This window comes from Pseudoalteromonas sp. Scap25, assembly GCF_013394125.1.
Lineage (GTDB): Bacteria > Pseudomonadota > Gammaproteobacteria > Enterobacterales > Alteromonadaceae > Pseudoalteromonas.
Window position 1 is genome coordinate 570,615 of sequence record NZ_CP041328.1, and the last position, 24,835, is coordinate 595,449.

Annotated in this window: 24 protein-coding genes and 1 pseudogene; 6 read left to right on the plus strand and 19 right to left on the minus strand. The window is 38.5% G+C overall.

Translation table 11 applies throughout. The features are described 5' to 3' along the window. The first annotated feature begins 77 nt into the window (after positions 1–77). Positions 78–1,118, plus strand: coding sequence for a metal-dependent hydrolase (locus tag FLM54_RS17990; RefSeq protein WP_178957211.1), 1,041 nt, complete (start codon positions 78–80; stop codon positions 1,116–1,118). Between the two features lie 131 nt (positions 1,119–1,249). Here FLM54_RS17990 and FLM54_RS17995 read toward each other — a convergent pair whose 3' ends face one another. After that, a complete protein-coding gene (locus FLM54_RS17995) occupies positions 1,250–1,519 on the minus strand; it encodes a hypothetical protein (protein ID WP_178957212.1) in 270 nt (89 codons plus the stop codon). Positions 1,520–1,751: 232 nt separating this feature from the next. Between FLM54_RS17995 and FLM54_RS18000 the strand changes: the two genes are divergently transcribed. Both FLM54_RS18000 and ykgO read left to right on the plus strand, forming a co-directional pair. Further along, entirely contained in the window at positions 1,752–2,018 is a 267-nt protein-coding gene (locus FLM54_RS18000; RefSeq protein WP_008463845.1) for a type B 50S ribosomal protein L31, read from the plus strand. After that, on the plus strand, positions 2,015–2,149 hold the full coding sequence (gene ykgO, locus FLM54_RS18005; protein WP_004586489.1) for a type B 50S ribosomal protein L36: 135 nt from the start codon (positions 2,015–2,017) through the stop codon (positions 2,147–2,149). The genes FLM54_RS18000 and ykgO overlap by 4 nt, the downstream gene beginning before the upstream one ends. Positions 2,150–2,195: 46 nt before the next feature. Here the strand turns inward: ykgO and FLM54_RS18010 are convergent, their stop codons facing one another. Together FLM54_RS18010 and FLM54_RS18015 are read right to left on the minus strand one after the other, a co-directional pair. Next, positions 2,196–2,582 carry an OsmC family protein gene (locus FLM54_RS18010; protein WP_008463841.1) on the minus strand — a complete coding sequence of 129 codons (387 nt, stop codon included), beginning with the start codon at positions 2,580–2,582 and terminating at the stop codon, positions 2,196–2,198. 9 nt (positions 2,583–2,591) lie between these two features. Then, positions 2,592–2,981: a cytochrome b562 gene (locus FLM54_RS18015; protein WP_138607861.1), complete on the minus strand. Its 390-nt coding sequence runs from the start codon at positions 2,979–2,981 to the stop codon at positions 2,592–2,594. Between the two features lie 133 nt (positions 2,982–3,114). Between FLM54_RS18015 and FLM54_RS18020 the strand changes: the two genes are divergently transcribed. Then, positions 3,115–4,194, plus strand: coding sequence for an ABC transporter substrate-binding protein (locus FLM54_RS18020; RefSeq protein ID WP_178957213.1), 1,080 nt, complete (start codon positions 3,115–3,117; stop codon positions 4,192–4,194). Between the two features lie 76 nt (positions 4,195–4,270). On the opposite strand, the gene FLM54_RS18025 is transcribed toward FLM54_RS18020, so the two are convergent. The 11 genes from FLM54_RS18025 to FLM54_RS18075 all read right to left on the minus strand — a co-directional run bounded on the left by FLM54_RS18025 (position 4,271) and on the right by FLM54_RS18075 (position 14,784). Beyond that, positions 4,271–6,049, minus strand: coding sequence for an alpha-amylase family glycosyl hydrolase (locus FLM54_RS18025; protein WP_178957214.1), 1,779 nt, complete (start codon positions 6,047–6,049; stop codon positions 4,271–4,273). A 25-nt stretch (positions 6,050–6,074) separates the two neighbouring features. Continuing rightward, on the minus strand, positions 6,075–7,295 hold the full coding sequence (locus tag FLM54_RS18030; protein WP_008115311.1) for a hypothetical protein: 1,221 nt from the start codon (positions 7,293–7,295) through the stop codon (positions 6,075–6,077). After that, positions 7,288–9,027 (minus strand): HAD-IIB family hydrolase, encoded by a 1,740-nt coding sequence (locus FLM54_RS18035; RefSeq protein WP_178957215.1) that lies wholly within the window; start codon positions 9,025–9,027, stop codon positions 7,288–7,290. Before FLM54_RS18035 ends, FLM54_RS18030 begins: the two co-directional genes overlap by 8 nt. 148 nt (positions 9,028–9,175) lie before the next feature. Then, a complete protein-coding gene (locus FLM54_RS18040) occupies positions 9,176–10,414 on the minus strand; it encodes a uracil-xanthine permease family protein (protein ID WP_055011979.1) in 1,239 nt (412 codons plus the stop codon). A 9-nt stretch (positions 10,415–10,423) separates the two neighbouring features. Next, positions 10,424–11,056 carry a uracil phosphoribosyltransferase gene (gene upp / locus FLM54_RS18045; protein WP_008466150.1) on the minus strand — a complete coding sequence of 211 codons (633 nt, stop codon included), beginning with the start codon at positions 11,054–11,056 and terminating at the stop codon, positions 10,424–10,426. A 134-nt stretch (positions 11,057–11,190) separates the two neighbouring features. After that, a complete protein-coding gene (locus FLM54_RS18050) occupies positions 11,191–12,138 on the minus strand; it encodes a DUF1679 domain-containing protein (protein WP_178957450.1) in 948 nt (315 codons plus the stop codon). Between the two features lie 180 nt (positions 12,139–12,318). Continuing rightward, positions 12,319–12,819 (minus strand): GNAT family N-acetyltransferase, encoded by a 501-nt coding sequence (locus FLM54_RS18055; RefSeq protein ID WP_076920550.1) that lies wholly within the window; start codon positions 12,817–12,819, stop codon positions 12,319–12,321. A 108-nt stretch (positions 12,820–12,927) separates the two neighbouring features. Beyond that, entirely contained in the window at positions 12,928–13,242 is a 315-nt protein-coding gene (locus FLM54_RS18060) for a hypothetical protein (RefSeq protein WP_008466158.1), read from the minus strand. Between the two features lie 112 nt (positions 13,243–13,354). Further along, complete coding sequence (locus tag FLM54_RS18065) at positions 13,355–13,744, minus strand: hypothetical protein (RefSeq protein ID WP_138765051.1); 390 nt, start codon at positions 13,742–13,744, stop codon at positions 13,355–13,357. 124 nt (positions 13,745–13,868) lie between these two features. Next, positions 13,869–14,255, minus strand: coding sequence for a hypothetical protein (locus tag FLM54_RS18070; protein WP_138765052.1), 387 nt, complete (start codon positions 14,253–14,255; stop codon positions 13,869–13,871). Between the two features lie 139 nt (positions 14,256–14,394). Beyond that, a complete protein-coding gene (locus FLM54_RS18075; RefSeq protein WP_178957452.1) occupies positions 14,395–14,784 on the minus strand; it encodes a hypothetical protein in 390 nt (129 codons plus the stop codon). 140 nt (positions 14,785–14,924) lie between these two features. Between FLM54_RS18075 and FLM54_RS18080 the strand changes: the two are divergent. Next, positions 14,925–16,078, plus strand: a pseudogene (locus FLM54_RS18080) (IS110 family transposase). Positions 16,079–16,512: 434 nt separating this feature from the next. On the opposite strand, the gene FLM54_RS18085 reads toward FLM54_RS18080, so the two are convergent. The 3 genes from FLM54_RS18085 to FLM54_RS18095 all read right to left on the minus strand — a co-directional run bounded on the left by FLM54_RS18085 (position 16,513) and on the right by FLM54_RS18095 (position 19,961). Beyond that, positions 16,513–17,073: a class I SAM-dependent methyltransferase gene (locus tag FLM54_RS18085; protein WP_178957216.1), complete on the minus strand. Its 561-nt coding sequence runs from the start codon at positions 17,071–17,073 to the stop codon at positions 16,513–16,515. Between the two features lie 176 nt (positions 17,074–17,249). After that, complete coding sequence (locus FLM54_RS18090; RefSeq protein WP_185981942.1) at positions 17,250–19,205, minus strand: hypothetical protein; 1,956 nt, start codon at positions 19,203–19,205, stop codon at positions 17,250–17,252. A gap of 132 nt (positions 19,206–19,337) precedes the next feature. After that, entirely contained in the window at positions 19,338–19,961 is a 624-nt protein-coding gene (locus FLM54_RS18095; RefSeq protein WP_260681749.1) for a GNAT family N-acetyltransferase, read from the minus strand. Positions 19,962–20,115: 154 nt separating this feature from the next. Between FLM54_RS18095 and FLM54_RS18100 the strand changes: the two genes are divergently transcribed. Next, positions 20,116–21,084 carry an integron integrase gene (locus FLM54_RS18100; protein WP_178957218.1) on the plus strand — a complete coding sequence of 323 codons (969 nt, stop codon included), beginning with the start codon at positions 20,116–20,118 and terminating at the stop codon, positions 21,082–21,084. 173 nt (positions 21,085–21,257) lie between these two features. Here FLM54_RS18100 and FLM54_RS18105 read toward each other — a convergent pair whose 3' ends face one another. Together FLM54_RS18105 and FLM54_RS18110 are read right to left on the minus strand one after the other, a co-directional pair. Then, positions 21,258–23,513, minus strand: a complete 2,256-nt coding sequence (locus FLM54_RS18105) for an acyl-CoA dehydrogenase (protein ID WP_178957219.1) — start codon at positions 23,511–23,513, stop codon at positions 21,258–21,260. 292 nt (positions 23,514–23,805) lie between these two features. After that, positions 23,806–24,831: a zinc-binding dehydrogenase gene (locus FLM54_RS18110; protein ID WP_178957221.1), complete on the minus strand. Its 1,026-nt coding sequence runs from the start codon at positions 24,829–24,831 to the stop codon at positions 23,806–23,808. Positions 24,832–24,835 lie beyond the last annotated feature (4 nt).

A 24,835-nucleotide genomic window follows, 5' to 3' on the forward strand; every position in this document is an offset into this window, starting at 1 on the left:
AAATAATTTACATTATTGACGGTTTTAAGATTAAGCTGAGTATAAACACTGCAGTTGCATTATTTGGATGAGGTAGTATGGATTCTTTAACACAAGTCGCATTAGGCAGTGCCGTAGGCTACGCGGTACTAGGCAATAAAGTAGGTAGAAAAGCCGTTGCGTGGGGCGCTATTTTAGGCACTTTACCCGATCTAGATGTATTTTTACCCTATGGCGGCAGTGTAGAGGCATTTACCTATCATCGCGGTTTTAGCCATTCTTTATTTGTCCATTTATTAATAAGCCCGCTAATTGTATGGCTAATATTAAAAATACACACAGGCATGCAGGCTTATAAAGTTCGTTGGTTTTGGTTGGTGTTTTTGTGCTTATCAACACATGCTTTATTAGATTCACTCACCGTTTATGGTACTCAGCTAATGTGGCCCTTAAGTGAATACCCTTTTGCGGTATCTAGCATGTTTATTATTGACCCCCTTTACACCTTGCCGTTATTAATTGGTTTAGCTTTTACTTTATTACCTAAAATAAGTACCAGTAAAGCCTATAAAATCAATGCAATTACACTTAGCCTAAGCACAGCGTATTTATGCCTTGCCTTTGTGTTTAAACTCAATATTGACGACAAGGTAAAAACAGCACTGAACAATCGCGATATTGACGCAACCGGCTATATTAGTACGCCTGCCCCGCTCACCACTTTACTTTGGCGTATAGTGGTAATGTCTGACGGTCACTACTACGAGGGGTATGCCTCTGTGTTTGACTCGCCCAGTGATGTAACCTTAAATGCCTACAATACAACACCGTCTTTAATTAAGCCTATTGACAACCAATGGGGCATTCAAAGACTACAATGGTTTACAAAAGGGTTTTATTCTATTCGCCAGCAAACCGATAACGTGATTTTGTCAGATTTAAGAATGGGTATGGAATGCCAATATGTATTTAACTTTGTGGTAGGTGAGCAAACAGACTCGGGCATTAAGTTGGGTAATTTTGAACGACTCTCTCAGCGCCCTAGTTTTAGTAATGCCGGTAATATTTGGCAGCGAATTTGGCAACCTGAAGTCTCGCTGGCATCTCCATTGGCTAAAAATAACTGCTCGTTGCCATAGTTAGGGGTCTTGTATTAAAAAAGTGTGATTTTTATTTTGCTTAGGAATAAAAACACACACTTTTTTTAACACTAAATTACATTCAAGCAGTTTTGTGCCACCTCAAAACGTAGTTATTGCAACCAAATGAATTAGTTTTGGTGCTCGTACTGTCCACGATATACTTCAAATACTTTTAATACGGTGTGTTGTTCTTTTGAAAGCGCGTCAAACCAGTCATCAAATAATTCATCATCTTCTTGTTCGCTTAATGCTAAATAATGAGCAAGTAATTCAATGATGTCGTTATGAGTACACCCTAACGAATCAACTTGCTTAGCCAATATACTGTGGTCACGCTCTCTGAGAGTATCCATGACTCCTTGGTCGATTTGGTCTTGTTGTGCCTGAGCGTCACTCATAAAACTACCTCTATTAACGTTATTAAATTCTTATTATTTTGTTCGCTGAGTCTAGTTATAGCAGCCTAAATACTAATAGCCAGTACTTTTGATCTAAGTGCTTATTTTTTGACTGTTTTGTGCAAATACACAGCAATTACACTTCGTTTAAGGCTATTTAAAATGATTTGCAAAGGGAAAATAAATACGTTAAATTAAATGATATACTATCACATAACACTAAAGGCATTTTATGAAGCCCAATATTCACCCTGATTACCATGTGGTTGCTTTTCATGATACTGCAGCTGATTCTTACTTTATTATTGGTTCAACCATTAAAACCAATCGCACCATAGAAATTGAGGGTAAAACATACCCTTATGTTCCTATTGATGTCTCAAGTGACTCACATCCATTTTATACAGGCAAACAAAAAACGCTCGCTACTGATGGACGCGTTGCGCAATTTAATCGTCGGTTTAAAAACCTCTCTACTGCTAAAAAGGAAAGCAAATGAAAGTTTTAAGTTCATTAAAAAGTGCAAAACAACGACCAGGTTGTCAAATTGTAAAGCGCAAAGGGCGAGTATTCGTGATATGTAAAGATAACCCTAGATTTAAAGCCGTGCAGGGTATGAAGAAAAAGTAGCAAGATAAAATAATGCCGAGTTTATACTCGGCATTATTATTAGGGTCTATTTAACTACAACAGAAAACTCAGGCACTGCTTGAATAACCTTTTTCACGGTACATGTATTTACCGCAGCAATCAGTGCTTTTTTATATTTAGCTGGGAAACCTTCTGGCAAGCCAATTTCGATTGAAAAAAGCTTCTTACCGTTTTCATCTACATTTTCGTTATTTTGTGTCAGTGTCATCCCTTCGGTCGAGATCTCTCTTTGCTGACAAAATTTACGCGCATAAAAACCAGCACACAACACCATGCTTACTAAAAAATAGTCAAACGGCTCTGGATGTTCTGCATCACCACCAGCGTTTATGCTTTGGTCGCTTATAACTTCATGCTCACCAAACTTAGCACTTAATTTTTGACCGTCTAACATTGAAACCGAAATTTCCATTACTATTCCTTATTTTCCAAACAATAATTCAAAAAAGCCTGGAGGCTCATGTAATTTGTGATATTTTTTGCGTAAATTATCAATTGCTTTGAGTGGTTTTTTTGCCGCCTCAAGCCCTTGCTCGTTCGCTACTTTTTTGGCTAACTGGGCTTGAGTAAGTACCTTATCTAACCCTTGCACCGACTTTTCAGCTTCTTTATAAAACTTGGCTTGCTTACTTTGCTCTATCAATTTAATAAATTCATCAATAGCGCCATTAAATTCTGCTAACTGGGTTGCTTCAACACTTTGTTTATAAGCAAGCCCAATGTTTTTCATGGTTTTTTCTAAGTCGCTCATTTCATTTGCGGCAACTGTTTGACTAAATATTAATACCATTAACAACAAAACTGCTTTCATTAATACACCCTAAAAAATAATTGTTGCATACATGCTAAACTTACTGAGGTATTATATAGCATAACGCCTAGATGTCACCACGGAGTACTTTAGCAAGGATAAATTGAGCTTTAGAAAGTTTATAGAGAAATGTATGTCCTTGTTTAAATTATACCGCCTGCTAACATTTACCTGCCTTCTGTTGGGTAGTTATAGTGCTTATGCCCTAGAAGTCATATTTATTAATCCTGGTTTTTCCGACTCTGAAAATGCACAAAACAAAACCGGAAACTTTTGGTTTGATGTTTCTAAAATAATGCAAAATGCAGCCACTGATTTAGATGTGACATTAACGGTAGAATACGCAAATCGAAATCATATTTTAATGAAAGAGCTTATTCAGCAGGCTATAAATGATAAGCCCGATTATCTGATCCTCGTAAACGAAAAAAATGTTACCAGTAAATACCTCTCTAAAATAGACAGTAAACATGTCCCTATTTACTTTTTATTAAATCGTCCCTCACCTGCATCACTTGACATGTTACGTGAAAATGGCACTAACATAGTCGGTAGTATTACCCCAAATAATCGCGTTGCAGGTAAATCATTGATGCAGCAGCTTTATAAAAAGTTTACCAATAAAACAACAACTAGCGCACATATATTGGCGTTATTAGGCGACTATGCAACGCCTGCTTCTATTATGCGCACACAAGGGTTAATGGATTTTTTAACGCAAACACCGCAAGTCACCTTAACCGCTAAAGAGGTTGCCAATTGGTCTGAACAAGAAGGGTTTACAAAAACCTTAGCGTATATGCAGCAAGCCCCTGAAATTAACATTATTTGGTGTGCGAATGATGCCATTGCTTTTGGCGCAAAAAGGGCATTAAAACAGCTAAACATGCAATCTCAGGTTATTGTGGGCGGTATTAACTGGGAGGTTCCACCAAGTAATAAATCAGCACTTGATGTATCTATTGGAGGTCATGTGTTACTAGGTGCTTATGCCCTAGTTAATTTGTTCGACAACCATACTCAACCAAAACTTAGTCCTTTGCTTCATCGTACAGCTGATATTTTTGACCCGCTTACTGAGGAAAACACTCCCTTATACAAGGCGATAAATACTACTGGCCTTGCAGAAATAAACTTTATACAGTTTAGTAAAACACGCGCTGACTGGTATGAATTTACCATAGAAAATCTACTTTTAGCGCTTGAGCAATAGCACTGTAAAGCCCCTTTACAATGCAGTTATTTTATTTAAAACTCTGAATGTATATTGTCTATTTTATTAATGCTATCTATGCCCTATTAGATAACCAAAGCGTTTGATAGGGTGCTAACTGCATGGTTTGTAGCGCGTCATCGAGTGTTGTTTTAGAAATTAGCTCAACCCATTGCTGAGTGTTTATTAAGTTTAAATCGGCTAAGGTTAAGCTTTGTGGCTGACTGCTAATATTATAAACACAAAAAATACTTTGTTGGCGGTCTATACTTTGTCGCCAAAAACCAAATAACCCCTCGCCTAAGTGCAAAGTAAATTGTGTGGCATTAGGATGGAATGCTGCTTGCCTTTTACGCACAGCTAATAACTGTTTTATTCCCTTGAACACCTGATGATGATGGCTATATTTTTCTTCAATCGCCGCTAATAATTTTGATTCTTGCCAGCGATGACGATTAATTGCACGATTGTGCTGCGAATTTTCAAAGCGCTCATAGTCATTAGTGGTGCCAAGTAAACTGTGTATATATAGCCCTGGAATTCCTTCCATTGCAAACATAATGGCATGAGCACACAAAAAACGCTCAAGGCCATATTTATCTGCGCCGTTATGCGTCCCTTGTAAGGCATCAAACAAGGCAATATTTAGCTCATAGGGGGTATGCGTACCATCGTGACTGGTACGCATTGAAACGCGCCCACCAAACTGCATGGTCGTACTTACTAACGAAGCAACTTCACTCGGTTGTAATAAGCCTTCAATTGGTCTCAAACCAATGCCATCATGCGAGGCTATAAAATTAAAATATGCGGTACCGTTTTGCGCTGGCGGCATGCTCATCATCCAGTGCTTAAGCGCCGTACTATCACCGCTAAGTAAGGTATGCAATAACAACGGCGGCAAGGCAAAGTTATAAATTGCATGGGCTTCGTTGGCATTACCAAAGTAAGATAGGTTTTCTTGATTAGGAATATTGGTTTCGGTAATAATTACCACACTGGGCTCGGCATGCTCAATCAGCGTTCGCAGTAAACGCACCACTTCATGAGTTTGTGGCAAGTTTATACAACTGGTATTAAGTTGCTTCCATAAAAAGGCCACAGCATCCAGACGAAATAAGCGAATACCGTTATCTAAATAGTGGCGAATAATGCTAACAAACTCTTTTAAAACCTCAGGGTTTTCAAAATTAAAATCCACTTGATCATGACTAAATGTACACCACACATGCTTATCACCGCTTGCTGTGGCGACCGTATGTAATAATGGCGAAGTTCGTGGGCGCACGACTTGGCTTAAATCGTCAGTTAAACTGGCTGTTTTAAAATAGTCTTTCCCTGGGTGTGTATCGGTTAAAAAGTTTTCAAACCAAAGACTTCGGCTAGAACAATGATTAATCACTAAATCCGCCATTAACTTTACATCTTTTGCAATCGCGTTAATATCTTGCCAATCGCCCAGCGCTTCATTAACTTGCGCATAGTTCATTACCGCAAACCCTTCATCTGAGCTGTACGGATAAAAAGGTAAAATATGCAGTGCATTAAGCTGGTGATCGCACTGCTCTTTTATAAAGCGATGCAAGGTTTTTAACGGCGCCTCTAGGGGAGTTCCAACTGCTAACTCACTGTCTTCATGATTTATAATAGAATCGCCATAGGCAATTAAAATAATATCTTGTTCATCCCAGCGATTAGTGTGCGGCGTAGGATCTCGAAGTGGGTTATTACTCAATATCAAGGTGATTAATTCTTCAGCCAACTCAGCTACCGGCATAGGTAACTCAACCCCTTGATAAATAGTATGTAAATGTTGTTCGACTCGTTGAAATAACTGTTCCCTAACTATGTTCACAGGCGCCTCGTTTAAGTATACCAATTTAACTGTATTGTTCGTTATCAAGCTCAACGGCTTCTTTTAATCGATCTAGTACATCGGGCATCGCCGAAGCTACACGGTTCCAACTCGGCACAAATGGCGCTTCCATTGGGTTTTCTAAAAAGTGTTGGCCAGCATTCATAATATTTTGTGCAAACATTTCTACCGCTTTTTCTTCTTGGTGAATATCAAGTGTTAAGCCGTTCATTAACGCATCATTATGATAGGTTTCAATAAAGTCTAAACCAATGCGGTAATAAGTCGCTTTTAATGAGCGAATGGTTTCGCTGGTAAAGGTAACCCCCTGGGTCGCTAGCTTTCTAAATAACGCTTTGGTTATATCAATAGACATTTTAGAAAGGCCAGCGGTTTGGTCGTCCAGCGATAATTCTTGGTGTTTATGATCGTAGTTATCGGCAATATCAACTTGGCATAGGCGGTTATGGGAGTAATTACGGTACATCTCGCTTAATACGCCAATTTCTAATCCCCAGTCACTAGGAATACGAATATCGTTTAATACATCGCGTCTAAACGAAAATTCACCGGCTAATGGGTAACGAAACGAGTCCATATACTCAAGGTAGTCTCTGCTGCCTAATATGGTTTTAAACGAGCGTAATAACGGAGTAACCAGTAAACGCGATACTCGACCATTTATTTTTCCATTGGCAGTACGCGGGTAAAAGCCTTTACAAAATTCATAGTTAAATCGAGGATGCGCAACGGGATAAATTAATCGCGCTAATAAGCCTCGGTCATAAGTTAAAATATCGCAATCATGTAGTGCTATTGACTCAACCTCCGCGGTAGCGAGTTTATAGCCCATGCAATACCACACATTACGGCCTTTACCGAGCTCACGTGGCGCCACACCTAAAGCTTGAAGCTCTTTATCGAGCGCCTGCAAACGTGGGCCATCGTTCCACAACACTTTATGGTTTTGATCGAGCGATTTAAAAAAGTTCAATGCATAGCGATACTGGCTTTCGTCGGCTCTGTCTAAGCCTATAGTTATTTGCGATAAATACGGTACTTGTTGCAGCTCTTTGACAATGTTTTGTAAAGCAGGGCCTTCTAACTCACTAAATAATGAAGGCAATATAAGCCCCATTGGTCGCTGTTTACTAAAGCCAAGCAACTCTTTTTCTAAATCGTCTACGGGTCTATTAGCAATGTTATGTAGTGTTGTAATAATGCCATTTTGATAAAAATCAGCCATGTAAACTATACTCCTCAGAACTGGGTAAAATACTGTTAATACAAGGTAGTGCTGTAATTTCTTCAACCCACCCTAGTGGTGCCGGCAATTGAGAATAGCGCGCTTTGTTATAAGTTAATTTAACTGGCTTTTTACTCTCTGGATTGGTAATGATAATGGCGATATCAGCCTCTTCTAGCATTTGCTTATCGTTTTCACTATCCCCTAGCGCAATAATGCTCAGCGCTTTAGTAAACTGCGCGTTAAACTGCTGCACTAACCACTGCTGAGCCATGCTTTTATCGGTATTTTTTCCAATGTGAACAAAGCGCCCGCCTACTTTAACCTCGTAGCCATATACTGATATCGCATTGATAAATTCATTTAGTTGCTGCTCATCGCCATGCCAGTAGAGCGGATCTGAGTATTGACGGGTTTGTGCTTGCGTTGCTTGTAGCTGGTTTAATCCTGTCATTTTCATTACCTGCTCACTGGTCAGCTCACTAAACAAACTATATTGGTCGCCGTAGTCTTTTTTTAAGCGTTTTAAATCAGTCCATAAATTGCTAATGGGTGCAGCAAACGAGTAACACCAGTAGCCTTGGTATTCGCTGCAGCCAATTGGCCTGAGATTAAAGTAATTTTTAGGAATATAAACAGCCGAGCCATTTTCAACAATGAAAGGCTGTGTAATATTAAGCGCTTGTTGCAGTGCCACTACTTCACTAAATGTTTTGCTGGTATTAAATACCACAGGTACACCGCTGTATTGCAGCTCTTGTAATAAGGTATCTACCGCATCGGTGTTGTAATCTCTGTGATTGAGTAATGTGCCATCTAAATCGGTAAAAATGATAGGTTGTATAATACTATCGCTTGTAAGCACCATCGCAGTTACATCTCGATTACTATCGAGCTCTATAAGTGCATTTGCTTTAGCACTAAGGGTGTTGAGGTTTTCACGCGTGATGCGTTCAAAATGAGAAATAAACCACAATAACTGCTCATCAGTCATAGTGCCTGCGCCCTGCCCTTGTTTGGCAATTAACTTGTGTTCTTGCTCTTGGCGCCACGCAAACACATCATCAAAACTCGGGGCTTTGAGCATAATTGTGTAATCGATTTTATCAAAAACGGTTTTATATTCATTGGCTAAACAGCTGTTAATACAGCGACGCCATAACCCTTGTTGATCGTATGATTTTTCTAGCTCGTTAATAGGCTCAACTAAAGTAAAAGGCTGCTGTGGTTCACTGGCTACACACCACCCTTCTAAAATAACAACATCGATCGGCTGACTATTAGTTAACCATTTATTTTTTGCTACGGGTTCATCTTGTTGCTTATCAAAACGCGGCAGCGGTACATTTACTTCAGTATTTAATAAACGGCTAATGGTTTTATCCATCAGCGCAACATCATGTGTACCCGGAACGCCTCTAGTGGCGAATAAACAATGCACATCTTGCGCTAACTGTTGGCGTTTTTGAGTTGATAAATAAAAGTCATCAATAGAAAGCGCAACACAGTTTAGGTGGGTATTTTGGCTAAACCAAGTTACTAAATAATCACCAAGTGTGGTTTTTCCTGAGCCTTGGCAGCCATTAATTGCGACAAATATAGGGGCTGTTTTTTTACTGGTTAGAATGTCCTGCGCAATAGCAGAAAAATACTGCTCGCTAATATACTGATATTTCAACGGCAGTTGGTGTTTTACTAAAAAAGCATTTATATCCACACTCTTGGTCTCCATATAACAATCCCTGAGTCAACTATAGGGTATGACTAAGGAAATGCAGTTACTAGACCAATATTATTTATTGTTACTTTTTAGTAGGTTAAAAAAAAAGCGCATTTAAAATGCGCTTTTTTGGTGCAATATTTTTAACCACAGTGCAAACTTAACTCTGGTTGCTCTGTGCTTTGGGTAATACTAAGTTTAATACTATGCCTAAAATAGCACATAAGCTCACACCTTCTAGGCTGAACTCACTACTACCTATGTACATACCACCAATACCACAAATTAAAATAAGTGCCACAATACTTAAATTACGCGGTTCACTTAAGTCATCGCCCGATTTAACTAAGGTGTTTAAACCAATAACCGCAATAGAGCCAAATAATAAAATCATTATTCCGCCCATTACTGGCACCGGAATGGTTTGCAAACTAGCGCCCATTTTAGCAACAAATGCTAAGCAAATTGCGATAATGGCAGTCCACATCATTACTTTAGGGTTAAAGTTTTTAGTAAGCATTACCGCACCAGTTACCTCTGAGTAAGTGGTGTTCGGTGGGCCGCCAAATAAGGATGCGGCAGAAGTAGCTAAACCATCACCAAATAAGGTGCGATGTAGTCCTGGTTTTTTCAAATAGTCTTTTTTTGTAACTTGGCTAATTGCCATCATGTCGCCAATGTGTTCAATAGCAGGCGCAATTGCCACCGGCACCATAAATAATATGGCTTGCCATTTAAACTCTGGTAACACAAAGTTTGGCACAGCTAACCACTGTGCATTACTTACGGCTTCAAATTGCACTATACCCATAAATAACGATAGCGTGTAACCGGCAACAACACCGGCTAAAATAGGTATTAATTTAAATACCCCTTTACCCCACACGGCAAACACTAAAGTAACGAGCAATGAGAACATAGAGATAATAATAGCGCTGTCGTAGGCAATAATTTGTGTGCCACCATCGCCACTTTTACCCATCGCCATATTAACCGCCGCAGGCGCAAGCGCTAGACCAATCACCATAATGACTGGGCCTACCACAATTGGCGGCAAAATTTTATGCAAGGTTTTTGTGCCTTTAAACTTCACTAATAAACTTAATAGCATATAAGTAAAGCCCGCCGCCATTAACCCCCCCATAGTGGCGGGTATACCCCACATTTGTACTGAGGCAATAATGGGCGCAATAAACGCAAATGACGAAGCTAAAAAAATAGGCACTTGGCCTTTAGTCACAAATTGAAACAACAAAGTACCTAAACCAGCGGTAAACAAGGCTACGCTAGGATCTAGGCCAGTTAATATTGGCACTAGTACCAACGCACCAAATGCAACAAACAGCATTTGGGCACCGGTTAGAATAGTTTTTATAGAAAATGTAGAATTATTTTGCACTGCTAAACCTTAGTAAACCGTACCGAAAATTTTGTCACCTGCATCGCCAAGCCCTGGGATAATGTAACCCTTTTCATTTAAATGGCTATCAACTGAGGCAGTAAAAATCTCAATATCAGGGTGAGCGGCTAATGTTTTTTCAACGCCCTCAGGTGCAGCAACCAGTACGATTACTTTAATTTCTTTACAGCCCGCTTTTTTAAGCATATCAATGGTGGCGATCATAGAGCCACCAGTAGCCAGCATTGGGTCAATCACTAAGCTTAAACGCTCATCAATATTACCCACTAGTTTTTCAAAGTAGGGTACTGGCTCAAGAGTTTCTTCGTTACGCTCTAAACCCACTACACTCACTTTAGCCGCTGGGAGTAACGACATTACGCCGTCCATCATACCAAGGCCCGCACGTAAAATTGGCACCACGGTAATTTTTTTACCCTTAATGTGCTCAACTTTAAGTTTATTACCGTCCCAGCCTGTAATTTCGTTATCTTCTAATTCTAGGTTTTTAGTGGCTTCGTAAGTTAATAATGTGCCCACTTCTGAACACAACTCGCGAAAACTTTTCGTGCTAATTCCATGCGCGCGCATTAAACCTAACTTATGTTGAACAAGGGGATGAGAAATAACGTGAATAGCCATAGTAATAAACCTAGTGATAAAAAATTTGACGTATTTTATATTAAAACAGGCCGTTTGACTGTTAATTTTAGCCTTGATTTCATAGTTCGTGCCAAAATATTTAATTTAGCCACAACTATAAAGATTTTTTGTGTTTATGAGTTGTTACTCGCTAACCAATTATTTACCTGATCATGCATGTAGCTGTTAATCTTTTTGTGTTCTGGACTCCACCCAAGTAAAAACCGATAAAAGTCTGCCCATGCCACTGGCCATAAATGAGCCCATTGTGTAACAACATCATCAGCATTAATGTGTGGTTGATAGTCACTCAGAGCTTGCTTCAATTGGCTAAAATAATAATCAAGGTAGCTCTGTGCGTGTTTATGAAGCTCAGAATCATCCATACAGCTGGTCATAAAATACATTACATCAATCACCCCAACACCCGCACCCACATATTGAAAATCGTAACCGAGAATATGCCCTTGGCTATTAGCGGCAAAGTTAGCAAGCTTGGCATCACCATGAATTAACGTTTTATAATCACACTGCTTTAATGCGCCGCTTAACAGTGATGCAGCCTGTTTAATATCGGACTTTTCAGGTAAGTTATTAAATTCATCAGGGCGTGTACCCAAATGCCAATAGCTTCCTTGCGCCCATAAACCATCAAACTTTGTATTTAAATGAAAGGCATGAAAATGTGCCAACCACTTTAATATGGCTTTTATATTCTCGGTGGTTGCTTGGCTGTACCCCTGCTTTGAAAAATCTTTAAACACCAAGGCAAACTCATCGCCCATGTTGATTGCTTTAATGCATTCAATAGCTGCAGCTTGCTTGGGCAGCTTATGGCTAAATTGCTGATAAAACGTATATTCAACGTGATAAGAGTCACGCTTCCTAGTCAGTGCAAAGTTGCTTTGTTTAATTTTAGGGTGATTAATGTGATCGGGTACTTTAATCGCTTTAATCACACAGGCTTGCTCATCAAGTTGGCACTTCACAATTTGGCCACAGCCACTCCAAAGCGAGGTTAGGGTTTTGCCAATGGCTACACGCTCAAAATACGGGGTAAGTAATGGAAGATAAAAAGACATAGCCATATTAGGTTGCTAAATTTTAGTTAGTTTAACATTAGACGGTGTTTTAAATAAAAGGTCTTAAAACAAAGCTCTTAATAAATAAGTTCATATGGTTTTACACAAACCAGTATATAAAAAACGAATGCTAGTTTTTGAATGGATGGCCAAATTAGTCATACCACAAAAAGCAGCTTGTCATGCGTATTTTGCACAGAACTCTATACAACTTAGTCGCCTACCATTTATAGTTATAGCGTTTACATTTGTATTTATGGCTTGAAAACCAAATTTTTTTAGTACACGCATTGATGCGGGATTATTTTCCAAGACCAACGCTTTCAGCTGAGTAATATTAAATTTACTTTGAGCAATATTTATAAGCTGTGACAAACAAAAACTAGCAGCCCCCTTAGAAGTAAAAGCTTCAGCCACACGATAGCCAACAAACGCTTCATTATTTGAGACGTCCTTAATATTTGCTCGTGCAACTATAATGTTATTTTGAAGTAATACCCCACTATAACCAGTGCCTTCATTCATTTGATTAATTAATAAATCAATGTGCTCGGTAACACCTTTTATTGAATAAAACGACTTAGCTCTAGGCTCAATTAGCGTTTCAAACCATTGCTTATTTTCTAATTCAAAATCTAACAGTTGACTAGCATGATGTTTAGCCAGTTTTTCAAACACCATATGAACCTCTAATCATTTCGCCAAACAACAGACTTAAAATTGTTAATTAAATTGATGAGGATGTGTTCACTAGAACGGGGGAAGAGCATTGTCCGTTTAATGATCATGCTAAATACCGTTTGTTACCGATAAGTATTTGCTTTTACCGAAACTGACATAATAAATAGTTAAAAAAAGCAATTTGAATATATTACTACCAAAAGAATTTTTAATAATAATTCCTTTGTCAGTAATTGAGGCTACAGGAAAAGTTTGGCTTGAACACCAATCTATTTTCGCTTGAATAGTTTTAGTTGAATCAGGGATGTTTACTGTTTGCGTAACTCCTCTTTTTATAGTGGCAACTTCTACGTCATCCGCAAACAACTTATAGTCTCTTGCCATATCTACAAATTGTTTTGGTCTAAAAACTTGAATATTCATCTAAACTCCATTTAGGTATTTAACACCCCATTAGAGGCAATAAAATAATTGGCAAAATTAGCGACGCAGGAACAAAAGCCAACTGTTTTATCCTGCTTAATGTGTTTGTTGTCTAAATAAAGCTATTAGCAAGTAACCCTACGCCAAGCCCTAAACCAAATACAGATAAGTTGCGTAATATATATACTTTTTTAGAGATATCATAAATAGTTTTACCTTTTGTTAATGACTCAACTATATAGTCTTGAGCAATTAAAGAGTTAAGAATTGAAAAACAAAAACAACCTAAAGGAATATAAACCTTGGAGCCAAAGGTAAGTACTTTTAATTGAATAAGTATAACAATAGCACCTATTATTGCTGATGATAGCCATGCATACTGTTTTAACAACTCAAAATGTAGCTCTGTTGTAATAGTTTCATTTTGGATTTTATTTTTTTCTACACTTCGAGATTTCTCTGTACTATCTTCATTATTTTTGACTTGAACTGATTTTTCCATAATTAGAATAAAACTCCATATTTTGATAAAAACCTAAAGCCCGCATAAAGGGCTGATAATTGTTGGCTAAAGTGTATGTAGCGAAGCTGAGTCAGCTGTTAGCAGCCCGCGCTTAAAGCGCCTGTTATGTGCAGTTATTGACTGTTGCTAAACCTAAATCTATATTTGCAACAATATAGCCATACTCTTTCTTAGTTAACTTTTTAGCCTGATATCGTTGCTTAGCTAATTCGTGACTCCAAGCCTTTTCACATGGAGCTAAGGGAATAGCTGTATCAATCATTAAAAGGTGTTCTTCCTGGATCACACCGCCTTTTTTAACAATGCTTTTAGCGCAAAGGCTTAAAGTATATTCAACAGCAAATTTATCAACACTTGGCATACCTATAAATTCTACATCACAACCAAGTTTCTCATTACCTTTAGCATCAATATAATAAAGTTGGCCTGACCTAGTACAACCAGTTATAAATAAGATGATAACGAGTAATAAAATATGTCTGCTATTCACTTTGCCTCCTTGTACACACAAACCCACATATAGGGCACAAAAACGTAACAGCAATTTGGTTAAATTATGCAGAGCACCAAACTCAATCCCCGTGTAGTTTTGATATCCTAGCAAGTTTGCGAGCACCTTGATGTACTTGTTATTTGCCAGACCTTGAATAGATTGATAGCAAAGGAAACTTACTTTCTCCAAAGTTGATAGTTAACGATAGTGTCTCATCTGCTTTGAATGATTGTAAAAACTCCAATGGTGCAATTCGTTGCCCATCTGCAACGATAGCCATTAGGTGTTTACTAGTTAGACTTCGTCGACCTGATGCCATATTAGTCAAAGTTACTACCGCCCAACGCTCACCAGAATCGTTACTCATTAATACAAAATTATTTACACTAAAATCACTCTGCTCTGGCTGAATGTTTGATTCGTTTGGAAAGGCCAAATCAAAACTATTAGGTACAACTCTATCAATGGAAAGTACCTCTTCACCCGAATGGGCACAAAATGTACAAACCAGCAATATCCAAGACATCATTCTCAACATAAGTTCTCTCCTAATGGCATAGACATAATGACTCCCACACGGTGTTAGCCTCCGCTTTTCGTGGGTTAGCTTAATTCAAAGCCAGAGCCATAATTAGTTTGTCAATTAACTAAACAGCAGAGGCTAACATGAACAAACATAGCATACTTTTTATTGGTCTTGATACACATAAAGAATCAATGAAGTCGCCTATATTGAAGAACATAGAGGGGCTCAACCTGTTCACCTTGGTCGATTCTCTTCTTCCAAAGTGGCCGTTCAAAAGCTTGTTCGTCAGTTTGAATCTAAATACTCTGATGCAACGCTTCACTTTGTTTATGAAGCCGGCCCTTGTGGTTATTGGATTTATCGATTGATTACCAGCCTCGGCCATTGCTGTTATGTGGTTGCCCCGTCTCTTATTCCTAAAAAACTAGGCGAGAAGATTAAAACCGATAAACGTGATGCCCTTAAGCTCGCTAAATTACTTAAATCTGAAGATTTAACACCTATTTATGTTCCCGAGCCTGAAGATGAAGCTGTACGTGATTTATCTCGCGCACGCGAAGTAGCCATGAAAGATTTAAAAGATGCTAAATATCAATTAAAAGCACTGCTGCTTCGTAATAATATTAATTACAAAGGCACTGCAAATTGGTCACAAAAACATTTACGTTGGCTCACTGAGCTTGTGCTTCCACACCCAGCACAGCACATCGTTTTACAAGAGTTTTTACAAACAATTACCGAGCGAGTAAGCCGACTTGAACGATGAGATAATGAACTTACACATCACGTCCATCAATGGCGTTATTATCTCGTTGTTAAAGCAATACAAGCTATGCGTGGTGTTCGTTTGTTGGTCGCCACCGGCGTTGTGGCTGAGCTCGGCGATTTATCGCGATTCGACCATCCCCGCAAATTAATGAGTTACCTCGGTCTTGTACCTAGTGAACACTCGAGTGGTGGCAAACGCCATATTGGCGCCATCACAAAATGCGGAAATGGCCGAGCAAGACGCCTTCTTGTGGAAGGTGCACATACTTATCGCTATGCAGCAAATATATCCACAGATATGCAAAAACGACAAGAAGGTTTACCAAAGGACATTATTGATATTGCGTGGAAAGCACAGCTTAGGCTCTGCAAGCGATATAAAAAAATGATAGCCAAAGGGAAACACTACAATCTGGTTGTTACCGCCATTGCCCGAGAAATGATTGCGTACATATGGGCTATTGCAAAAGAAGTGGTGCTTACGCCAGTGAATGCAAAACTTAGATTGGCAAGAGTACCCGCATGATAAACGAATTAGAGTTAATGCATGGGATCAAGCATCGGGTGTGGCACAACCACCGACGGCGTTAGGATGGCAATGCAGCTAACGCTGCATTGAACCACGAACATAGACTGAAGACAGGTGCCATCGGTGACCGCCACAGGACGCACTAAGTAAGGTCTGCTCTGTTACTAGAAATAGTAAAAACCAACGAATATCAGCAAGATAACCGACGACATTACTTGCTTCATCCTATGTATTAACTCGCTCTAATTCGAGCTAAAGTAATTATGGCTTAAAAAGTTAGGCAAGGATCAGTGTGCTTAACTTGACAGTGGGAGTCATACCAACGCCCATTTAAGGGGCTGATAATAGTTTGCTAAAATTGTGTAGCGAAGCGGAACCGAGCAAACTGTTAGCAGCATAGTCCTGCTTTAAATTCTTGTTATATTACGGACTCACTTTTTTGCTAAAATAAAAACCGAATCATTAGGCTCAAACTCTTCATATTCAATTTCTTCAAGTATTGTAAATCTATCTCTGATTAATGACAGTAAGCGATCTTTATTGTGATATATTGCTTTCATGTCCCCGTCTTCGAAAACCGTATCTCCAATCCAAAAAGAATGAGCAATAACCCCATTTTCATTAAGCAATTCAAATTGATTTTTTAGAGATTTTTCAATTAAATCTAATTCAAAATGTTGATAAACTTTACATGAATAAATACCATCATATTTTTTATCTGATTTTAAACTAACAGCATCTAAAATTATAAACTCTCCCTCGGAAAACCGAGCTTTGGCTTTTTCAATAAACTCTTTTGAATAATCACTTCCTGTGACTCGATACGTATTTGATAACCACTCAAAGTCATTCCCTGGACCCATACCAACCTCAAGAAGACTAGAACCTTCTTTCAAATGATTTAACAGTTCGTTTTGAAATTTAGAATTATCATAGCCATCACACATTCTAATATAATCTTCAACACCATCTTTCGTCTCATATGTTTTCATTTGGGATACTCATAAAGGTCTATTTTGAACTCAATAATTCATATAAACATTGAGTAATATAACGCCTTGCTCACCGGAAAATTGGGAGCGTAGCGAGTAATTTTTCCGAGTGCAGCAAATTGTTAGGCAATATCCCGACTTACATTTTATATTTGAGCAGAATACGTAATACATATTTATGAACAAGTAGCCTCAAGAGATAGCCTTGACTTCTCTGAAATTAAGTATTGTATAGTGCCATGCACAGAGATAACCCTAGGAAATTTCTTGCAATCCGTCCAAAGATAATTATCAGCAGACCAAATCCACTCCGTGAACGGTGATACGACACAACTGTTAACATTCTTAGCCCATGAGAAATCATAATTATTGCCGACTTTGTTTTCCAATACAAAATCTTTAAGAGAGTCGGCTTGCCCAAGCTTTTCTTTTAAATCCTTTGTTCGTTTCTCGATTGTCTTGGGATTCCCGATATCAAAATTCAACGGCCTTTCTGAGGCCTTACACTCAAACAAATATAGGTTATCTTGAATTCTAACAGCTACATCTATTTCACGCTTACTTTCTCCGGATACAATAACAAATGATTTTTTTATTACATCAAAATCATTTTCTTCTAAAACATCAGATAAAGTGGCTTCAAACTCATGGCCCTTAATTGATTTAGGGTCGTAATGCCGGAGACCATAAAACATATTTTGAAATAGAAAGTGCCAAGATGATGAGTCACACAAATACCCCTCATCTAGAGCAATCAATACGTACTGCGGGCCTCTCGACCAAATACCTATATCCCTTTGCTTTTCCTCACTTAAGATGACGTGGTCAAAAATGGAATCTATTTGATATTCCAGTTCAGACTCTTTAATGTAATAATTATTTTTCAGGCTATCATAATATTTTAAAATTTCATCTTTTATCTCTTCTAAAGAATGATTTACTGTGCAATACCCCCTATTAAATTTAGAATGATAACTAAGCCCTATAGACTTATTAATAGCTTTTCTTCTAGGATCATTTGACATGATATAATTTGAAAGAAAGCCAGCAAATTGAAGAAGCTCAAGAAGCCCGAAACCAAATTTTTTCATGAACTTTTTCGATAAGTATGAATGTGAATTATAGAAGTCATTAGAATTAATAAACCAGGGTATATAGTTTGGGGAAAACTCATCTGGCAGGTCAGTAAGGCCCAAAATTTTGGCGGTGTAATGTGACGCATTAATATATGGAATCAAAATAATTTCATGCGCGCGACTTACATCCTTTAAATTTGAAGCTGTATAAGTCCCAACATTACTAGCAATACCTAACTGAATATTATCTTCTTCGTTTCTTCTGTCGAAATCTAAAATTAAAGACTCCTGCTCTATTGTCCTTTCCTCTGTTACATCACCCAAATCAGAAATCGACAGTGCAATACCTTTTCCTAGAGATCGCATCTTAGCTGAAACATACCAATACTGGTAAGAAATTCCTTCTATATAATAAACATCAAGAACATCATCAACTTTAAAGTCAGTTAAAACCCACTGAGGACTTCTCTTCAATTCTTTTTCATAAAAAGAAACAATTTTTCTTTCAAAATTCTTGGTGTAAGATTTCTTTAGGAGCCCCCCTAAAATCAAGCCAAAATCAGCATTAGAAGACAAGGAGAAATCATTGTTACACGATAGTTTTCCATATTTTTTAATCGCTTGCTCTGCTTGTTGCCTAACATTTACAGTTACAGATTCACTTGTATTTGCACCCAAATCTTCAGCCAAGCATGGAGCTATTCGCCTGTAAAGATGAAGCCAGAAGAATACGGAATGCCTCTTTATTACTCGCCCCATTTCTTCTTCTAGTACACACAAAATATTTTGCAGCACTTCATACTGTTGATAATGATCCTTGCCAATAATTAGGTATTTGTATTTACAGATCGCATCACGCCTAAAAGATTGAGAATCTAAAACGTATTTTTGGTATATCTCATCTCTGTAGATGTCATGGATCTCTGAAAATACCAATTGGTAATACTCGGGAAGAGCTAACACTTTAGTGGCTTTGCCTGCATTAGAGCTTCTTGATCCACTTTTTATTTTATTAACACGTTTTTTTCGATTTAAAGATCTTCTATTTTTTTTCACTTATAGACACTCTAATAAGTTCATGCAGGAACGCCTAACGCCCGCATAAGGGGCTAAATAATAGTTGGCTATAATTTAGCGAGGAACGAGCGACAAGCCAACTATTATGTGTCCCATTACTTAATGCGCTTGTTATATAGCATTGTACTCATGATTAAGTAACCCTAACTTTAAATCGTTGCACCAATTGCCACCTAATTTAAAGTTATCTCGAATTGTACCTTCATGAGTAAAGCCCAAAGCTTTTAGTAAATTAAATGACGGGGAATTACCTTCAGTGACAGTTGCGATCACTTTATGGAAGTTACATTGATTAAATGCATATTCAATAACGGCTTTAGTTGACTCTTTGCCATACCCTTTGCCTTGAAATTTTGGACTTAGCAAGAAACCAAGTTCAGCCTGTTGATATGGTTCCCACTCAGGAAAAAAACCAGTTACGCCAATTTTATTCCCAGTTGCGTGTTCAATGATTGTCAAAGTTAACCATTGATTTGAAGTCTTTTTCCATTCACCTAAGCGAGAATTAAAGCGTTCACTTATTTCAGATTCGGTAAATGGATCGCTGACATATTTGAGTACACCGCTTGATTGATGAAGTTCCTCAAAAAATTCCCAGTCATCTTTACTAATTGGTTTTAAAGTCAACCTTTGGGTTTCAATTTGCACTGACTTTCCTTTGCTATATAACAATTTTATAGTGCGCTCATCGCGCATATTTCTGCCAACGATACGCTCATGTATTTTATAAATCATTTTTACCAAATAACTTAACACATTGCTATATATAATTTTTTATTAGCACTCAAACTCTCAATAAAAGAGAAAATGCGCTCGCCGCTCATTTTCTTGAATATGTGTGCATCACAACTATACTGTATATAAAAACAGCACTATTATTGGTAATAGTATGAAAACACGTTCCCCATTTTTAAATTACATAGCTGAATATATGCTAGTTCGTCAATATTCATTACGCACCGTAGATACCTACCTAAGATGGATTGCATCTTATATCCATTTTCATAATAAACGCCATCCCGCCTCAATGGGGGACAATGAAGTCGAACGCTACTTAGAACATTTAGTGTTAAAGCAAAACGTTGCACCACGTACGCAAGCCACCGCACTCAATTCATTGTCATTTTTATACAAGCACATAATAAAAAAAGAACTCTCATTAAATTTAAATTTTGCCCATAGTAAAAAACAAGCAAAGCTCCCTGTAGTGATGACCCAAGAGGAAGTTAAAATGTTGATGGCTCATTTAAATAAGCGCTATTATTTAATTGCAGCCCTCATGTATGGAAGTGGCTTAAGAGTAATGGAAGCGGTGCAATTAAGAGTGAAAGATATTGATTTTGATTATAAATGCATTCAAGTATGGAATGGAAAAGGTAATAAACACCGCATTGTTACGCTGGCCACAGAGCTAATACCTATGCTAAGAAATCAAATTTTGAACGTTGATGACTATTTAAAACTGGATTTAAATAATACGGAATATGCTGGTGTATGGATGCCATATGCTTTAACAAAAAAATATCCAAGTGCCGCAAAATCGCTTGCGTGGCAGTATTTATTTCCTTCTCATATATTAAGTTCAGATCCTCAAAGTGGTGAAATAAGACGACATCATTTTCATCACTCTTGTATTAGAAAAGAGGTTAAAAGAGCCGTCCAAAAATCAGGATTAACAAAAATAATAACACCTCATACATTAAGACACTCTTTTGCTACTCATCTACTGCAAAATGGCGCCGATATAAGAACTGTTCAAGCTCAGCTTGGCCATTCTGATGTTAAAACCACACAAATATATACCCATGTACTGCAACAAGGTGCCAACGGGGTTGTTAGCCCTTTTTCAAGATTATAAGCGTCTCTTTTTAATCCTCTACGCATACATATTCGCTTTAAGACCAATACTGCTATCTATTTCTACTTTGAAAAACATAAAAAAGCCCCGCTTAATATTACTCAAGCAGGACTCCACACTAATTTTGTATCAATAAAAGCGCCTAAACTGCAGGCGCTTTGCATTATTGAATTTTATTGGTTAACCACGCTTTTAAGCGGATTAACTGGCTGTGCGTTGTCGTCTAGAATGTTCATATCGAAGTCGAACTCATCAACACGAATCGCTTTTTCACGCTTTTTGTTGTAATCACTTAACTGAACAAATTCAGCGTCGTTAATTACTTTTGCAGCAAGTGCATTTTCAAGCGTGATTGAAAAACGCGTACCCGGCTTAAAGGTTTTAGCACGTAGCGCTTTTTTCACTTTAGCTAATAGCTCAAGTGACGCCATTTTAGCTTTGTAAGCTTGCTCATTGATGTGATGACCATCACCTTCAATTGGCTTAACTAAATGTGTGATTTGCGCTTTAAATGCCGTATCAAGCTGAGCTTGTTTTGCTAATTCACGAATTAAATCATCGCTAATTTTTGGCATTTTAGTTGAGTAGTTCATAGTAATGAAACGAATGAACTTACGAGTACCACTTGCAGGGAAGTTATCTAAGAACTTGTGCAATGCTTCTTCTGCACTTTGTAGTGCAAAACGAGTCGCATAATGGAAGTAAGGAGCCGCTTGCTCACGCTCGCTGCTTGCTACTTTTTGCTCGTAATACTTAATAGATGCCATAGCTGCATACAAGAAGCTCATTACATCGCCTAAACGTGCTGAAAGCATTTCAGCCTGCTTTAATTTACCGCCAAGTACTAGTAACGAGAAGTCAGCATATACAGCTAATTTAGCTGATAGTTTATGTACTGCTTTTTCGTAGTCACGTACTTCTGGTAATGCAGAGCTTGCGCCAGCAGTAAATGGTAGTACACCTAAACGGAATGCACGTAAGCTATTTGCTGTGCTGTAACCAACCGTTTTACGTAAAATACCGTTAAATTCTGCATCTGCGTTTTTGTCATCGCTGTGGATAGACTCAACCATAGATTGTAAGTATGGGTGACAACGCATAACACCTTGGCCAAAGATCATCAGGTTGCGAGTAAGAATGTTCGCGCCCTCTACCGTAATGGCAATTGGCTGCGCCACATAACCGCTAGCAAGTGTATTTTGAGGACCGTTCTGAATTGCTTTACCCGCTTGAATATCCATTGCTGAGTCAAGCACATCACGGCCAAGCTCTGTCATATGGTATTTAGCGATTGCAGTTACTACCGATGGTTTTAAGCCCATGCCTAAACCTTCAGTTGTCAGTACTCGCATTGCTTCTTGTAGGTATGTTTTACCTGCAATGTCAGCTAGCTTTTCTTGAATACCTTCAAATTGGCCAATTGATAAACCAAACTGTTCACGCACGGCTGCATATTCAGAAGCTGACTTTAACGCCACTTGCGCTGTACTTACACCTAACGCTGGTAATGAAATACCACGACCTGCGCCTAAACAGCTAACTAGCATTTGCCAACCGCGACCGATGTTTTTCTGACCACCGATAACAAAGTCCATTGGTACAAATACTTTGTTACCACGCGTAGTACCGTTGTAAAAACGAATACCCATAGGATCATGACGATTACCAAGCTCTACGCCTGGGTGCTCTTTTGGAATAAGGGCACAAGTAATACCTAGGTTTTCTTTACCACCTAATAAACCATCAGGGTCAACTACTTTAAACGCTAAACCAAGTACAGTAGCAATTGGCGCGAGTGTAATGTAGCGTTTGTCCCATGTGATTTCTAGACCAAGTACTTCTTCGCCGTTGTACATGCCTTTTGTTACAGTACCTACATCAGGAATACCGCCTGCATCAGAACCTGCTTCTGGGCTGGTTAATGCAAAACATGGAATGTCTGTACCATTTGCTAAACGTGGTAAGTAATGTGCCTGTTGCTCCTCTGTACCGAAGTGAAGTAGTAACTCACCTGGGCCTAACGAGTTTGGTACCATTACAGTTACCGCAACCGCTGAACTCTTAGTCGCAATAGTACCTACAATTGTTGAGTTAGCGTATGGACTGAACTCTAAACCGCCAAACGATTTAGGGATGATCAGCGAGAAGAAACGCTCTTTTTTCAAAAACTCTAAAATGTCGTTTGGTAAATGAATACCATTTTGAATGACTGAATCATCAATCATGCTTAGTAATTCTTGTACTGGGCCGTCTAGAAACGCTTGTTCGTCTGCGGTTAGTTTTGCCGCAGGTACATCGCGTAGCGCGCTAAAATCTGGTTTACCTTGATAGATAGACCCTTCTAGCCATACATCGCCAGCGTCTAGCGCTTCTTGCTCAGTAACTGAAATACTTGGTAATACTTTTTTTAATTTTGTACGTAAACTCATAACGAACTCATCCGACCAGATAAATAATACCTACATTACGTCATAAAAATCGCTTTAGATCAATTACTCTATTCAAATAATTAACAGTTTTTGCAATTTATTTTCTTTACCTGAACGTAAACTGTTGAAATAAAAAGGCTTACAACTGTACGCTGAATTGTTATTTTTTTTGTCAAAAATTTAATAATTCAGCCTCACAACGCCGTAAATACGGATTTGGTAAGAAAGTAGAAACAAAAAAGCGCAACCTAAAATTAGGCTGCGCTTTTTAAATATGGGAATCTGAGTAAACCTAGCTTATTTTAACCACTTGTTTACCTGTAAAACCACCTGCTAACTGGTTGTTTAAGGCGCTAGATACTGCCTGCGCGTTAAAATCAACAGCTAGAATTTCAGGGTGTTTTATATCGCCATTAGAGACTGTTTCAAGCAATAAATTCCCCATAAAACTCATCCGCTGCTGCGCACATAAGCTGTTGGCTAACCACGCACCACCTAATGACACAATACTAATATTTGGCGCACGCCTAAACATTAACTGCTGTTCAAAATTAGGCAGTGGATTTAAACAAGCAATACGACCGCAAAAACGCATTAGCTCAATATTTTGAATGGTCGATTCCCCGCCCATAATATCAATAACGGCATCAAATCCTTGCGGCCCTAACTCTCGGCGAATTTTGTCACATAAGGTTTTGTCGTTGTAATCAAAGACGACATCTGCGCCTAGCTGCTTAACCAATTTGTGGTTACGCTTAGAAGCAGTTGTAAACACATCGGCACCACGTTGCTTAGCAAACTGAATAGCAAATTGCCCTACTGCACCTGCGCCCCCTTCAACAAAGAGGGTGTCGCCTTCACTTACAGCTAATTTATCTAAGCTGATAAGCGCTGCCATTCCGGCACAGGGTAATGTAGCAGCCTTGTCACTGGCTAATTGCTTGGGAATGATAGACACCGCATAATTAGGCACTTTTGCGTATTCGCTCAATACCCCTTGCTCACCAATACTGGCGTGCCACATAACACGCTCACCCACGCCAGGAAACACGCCTTTACCCGCTTTAACCACTACACCCACTGCATCTAAGCCTAAAACATGCGGATACTGCCATAAACAAAAGCCAGATTTAGCAAATTGCGCATCCACCGGATTTAAACCAACATACTCCACTTTTACTAACAGCTCATTACCTGTGCATTGAGGCACAGGTAATTGCATATCAACTAAGCTAATATCCTCATTAGGCTCCATTAAGGCAATAGCCTGCATAGATGAAGGAATAGTATTTGGGTTTGTAACTACAGTATTAGGCATCAAA

Excerpts from the sequence above, each read along its gene's own strand:
- FLM54_RS17990 (WP_178957211.1), top strand. The coding sequence starts at position 78 with ATGGATTCTTTAACACAAGTCGCATTAGGCAGTGCCGTAGGCTACGCG.
- FLM54_RS17995 (WP_178957212.1), bottom strand. The coding sequence starts at position 1,519 with ATGAGTGACGCTCAGGCACAACAAGACCAAATCGACCAAGGAGTCATG.
- FLM54_RS18000 (WP_008463845.1), top strand. The coding sequence starts at position 1,752 with ATGAAGCCCAATATTCACCCTGATTACCATGTGGTTGCTTTTCATGAT.
- ykgO (WP_004586489.1), top strand. The coding sequence starts at position 2,015 with ATGAAAGTTTTAAGTTCATTAAAAAGTGCAAAACAACGACCAGGTTGT.
- FLM54_RS18010 (WP_008463841.1), bottom strand. The coding sequence starts at position 2,582 with ATGGAAATTTCGGTTTCAATGTTAGACGGTCAAAAATTAAGTGCTAAG.
- FLM54_RS18015 (WP_138607861.1), bottom strand. The coding sequence starts at position 2,981 with ATGAAAGCAGTTTTGTTGTTAATGGTATTAATATTTAGTCAAACAGTT.
- FLM54_RS18020 (WP_178957213.1), top strand. The coding sequence starts at position 3,115 with ATGTCCTTGTTTAAATTATACCGCCTGCTAACATTTACCTGCCTTCTG.
- FLM54_RS18030 (WP_008115311.1), bottom strand. The coding sequence starts at position 7,295 with ATGGCTGATTTTTATCAAAATGGCATTATTACAACACTACATAACATT.
- FLM54_RS18035 (WP_178957215.1), bottom strand. The coding sequence starts at position 9,027 with ATGGAGACCAAGAGTGTGGATATAAATGCTTTTTTAGTAAAACACCAA.
- upp (WP_008466150.1), bottom strand. The coding sequence starts at position 11,056 with ATGGCTATTCACGTTATTTCTCATCCCCTTGTTCAACATAAGTTAGGT.
- FLM54_RS18050 (WP_178957450.1), bottom strand. The coding sequence starts at position 12,138 with ATGTCTTTTTATCTTCCATTACTTACCCCGTATTTTGAGCGTGTAGCC.
- FLM54_RS18055 (WP_076920550.1), bottom strand. The coding sequence starts at position 12,819 with ATGGTGTTTGAAAAACTGGCTAAACATCATGCTAGTCAACTGTTAGAT.
- FLM54_RS18060 (WP_008466158.1), bottom strand. The coding sequence starts at position 13,242 with ATGAATATTCAAGTTTTTAGACCAAAACAATTTGTAGATATGGCAAGA.
- FLM54_RS18065 (WP_138765051.1), bottom strand. The coding sequence starts at position 13,744 with ATGGAAAAATCAGTTCAAGTCAAAAATAATGAAGATAGTACAGAGAAA.
- FLM54_RS18075 (WP_178957452.1), bottom strand. The coding sequence starts at position 14,784 with ATGTCTTGGATATTGCTGGTTTGTACATTTTGTGCCCATTCGGGTGAA.
- FLM54_RS18085 (WP_178957216.1), bottom strand. The coding sequence starts at position 17,073 with ATGAAAACATATGAGACGAAAGATGGTGTTGAAGATTATATTAGAATG.
- FLM54_RS18095 (WP_260681749.1), bottom strand. The coding sequence starts at position 19,961 with ATGATTTATAAAATACATGAGCGTATCGTTGGCAGAAATATGCGCGAT.
- FLM54_RS18100 (WP_178957218.1), top strand. The coding sequence starts at position 20,116 with ATGAAAACACGTTCCCCATTTTTAAATTACATAGCTGAATATATGCTA.
- FLM54_RS18105 (WP_178957219.1), bottom strand. The coding sequence starts at position 23,513 with ATGAGTTTACGTACAAAATTAAAAAAAGTATTACCAAGTATTTCAGTT.
- FLM54_RS18110 (WP_178957221.1), bottom strand. The coding sequence starts at position 24,831 with ATGCCTAATACTGTAGTTACAAACCCAAATACTATTCCTTCATCTATG.